The organism is Planktothrix sp. FACHB-1355, from assembly GCF_014748295.1.
GTDB classification, from domain to species: domain Bacteria; phylum Cyanobacteriota; class Cyanobacteriia; order Cyanobacteriales; family Aerosakkonemataceae; genus Aerosakkonema; species Aerosakkonema funiforme_A.
Window position 1 is genome coordinate 1 of record NZ_JACJUP010001129.1, and the last position, 2,277, is coordinate 2,277.

Annotated in this window: 1 protein-coding gene; it reads left to right on the forward strand. The window is 39.6% G+C overall.

The window, feature by feature from the left end:
- Positions 1 to 1,099, forward strand: a 1,099-nt coding sequence (locus H6S82_RS29815) for an ATP-binding cassette domain-containing protein (RefSeq protein WP_191057220.1), incomplete at its 5' end; no start/stop codon positions are given.
- Between the last annotated feature and the right edge of the window lie 1,178 nt (positions 1,100 to 2,277).

A 2,277-nucleotide genomic window follows, 5' to 3' on the forward strand; every position in this document is an offset into this window, starting at 1 on the left:
CAAGCGTGGGCCAAAAGCTCGCAGCACCAAACAGAAAGCTCGCATTGAACGTATCCGCGATATGCAGGCGCAGGAGTTTAAACAAGTTCAAGGAAAAGTTGATATTGCTACTCCTGGGCGTCGGATTGGCAAAAAAGTTATCGAAATTACGAATATCTCTAAAGCGTACAGCGGACGCACTTTAATTAGCAATTTCACTTACAATTTTAATCCGGAAGACCGACTCGGTATCGTTGGCGGAAATGGCGCTGGGAAATCTACTCTGCTTAATATTATTACAGGCCGGGATCGCCCTGATTCGGGTAGTGTTGAGATCGGCTCTACGATTCATATCGGGTATTTTGACCAGCATTCTGATGAGTTACTTGCCGCTATGAATGAAAATCAGAGGGTAATTGATTACATTAAAGAAGAAGGTGAATTTGTCAAAATTGCCGATGGTACTCAGATTAGCGCTTCGCAAATGTTGGAGCGATTTCTGTTTCCCGGTAATCAGCAATATGCACCGATTTATAAACTTTCTGGTGGTGAAAAGCGGCGTTTGTTTCTGTTAAGAGTTTTGATGGGTGCGCCAAATGTGTTGATTTTGGACGAACCGACTAACGATCTGGATGTGCAGACTTTGGCGGTGCTGGAAGATTATCTGGAAGATTTTAACGGTTGTGTAATTGCAGTTTCGCACGATCGCTATTTTCTCGATCGCACTGTAGATACTATCTTTGCTTTTGAATCGGGTGGGAATATCCGTCAATATCCCGGTAATTACTCAATTTATCTGGATTTCAAAAAAGCAGAAGAAGAAGCTTCTCCCAAGCCTGAAGAAAAGCCCAAAGAACCTCGCTCGAAAGTTAAGGAAGAATCAACCGATCGCCACAAACCGCGCAAGCTTTCATCTAAAGAAAAACGAGAATTTGAAATGTTAGAAAGTAAAATAGCTCAGATGGAAGCTGAAAAAGCTGAAGTGGAAAAAGCACTTTACAATGCTCCTCCTGGAGAAGTCACTAAGGTGCGAGAGTTGTACGAAAAAGTGGAAGCTTTGACTAAGGCTATCGATCTCGCAACTGAGCGCTGGTTAGAATTGGCTGATATTCAGTCCTAATATAAGCTGGCTCTGCTTCTTTGGGGTGAAAACCTTGTTTTGTTTGCTCTCCGGTAAATAGTGCGATCGGTAAACCTCATGATTTGAATAGCTCGCTTACTTTCTGAGGCTTTTCTGTGGCTCTATGTCCAATTGCTCGATTCCCCAAAAACCTAGTTTTCCGCACTAACTACGCAAAAGTCGATCGAATTATTTTTTAAGCTATGAAACTAAAAAAACTAAGTTTTCATAGGTATTCAACGCCAGTAAGTAGCAACTTACTTTATTTATTTTGTAGCAAAAAGTAGGAAAAGTAGGAAAAGTAGGAAAAGTAGGAAAAGTATAATAATTAAGATATTTAAAAAAGTGATAGAGAACCTTTACAGAAAGAATAAGCTGTGATTTAAATTGATACTGGAGAACAAAACCATCAATTTTTCTATGAGGTGTATCCCTTCTGTTACCAATTTTGGGCATTGCACACCTATTTTGGCATAACATCCAGTCGATACAGCTTCTAAATTTCTTCCTGCGATAGAGCAGTACTAACTTTGATGCTGAGTTTCTCAAAAAAAAAGGGCATATAGCACATTTCCGGTAAAATCAAACAGTCATTTGGATCGGCGAGCGCGTGCAAGCATCTAACCAGGCACTTGGCCTTATAACTGTAGTTTGGTTTGTCGAAAGTTTGCTATATATTCTGGATTTGCTTACCTCTATTATCTTCGGAATGCCAAGCCAAAATCTGCAATTTTATGGCCCAAATCATCTATCTTAAGGAGTAAATTTAAAAAAATTATAATTTCTTTATGTTAGAGTGACTGAACAATAAGCTATATTGTCCTTGGAGTCAAATCGAAATAGGAGGATTGAAAGCCTAAAATGTTTAGCATACCACATATCTACTTGTCAAGATGTAGGCACTCTTGAGTTGAACACTTAATAGAACAGCTGAATGGATCTGAGAAAGTTGGCCGATCGAATCTAAAACGATCCATATTCGCTCTGCTAAAACGGTAATAATTACCACCTAAAAAATTTACTCTTTACTGAGCCAGTCAAATGCAAACCGATGCCATACTGGAAAAGTATCTGTTAGCAAGCTAAGCAACCCACAAGGTTGTTGAAATTTGGAAAAGTTCGCGTTATTACGCGAAGCAAACAGCCCCCAAATGGAGAAAACCAGTAAGGAGGTTTTA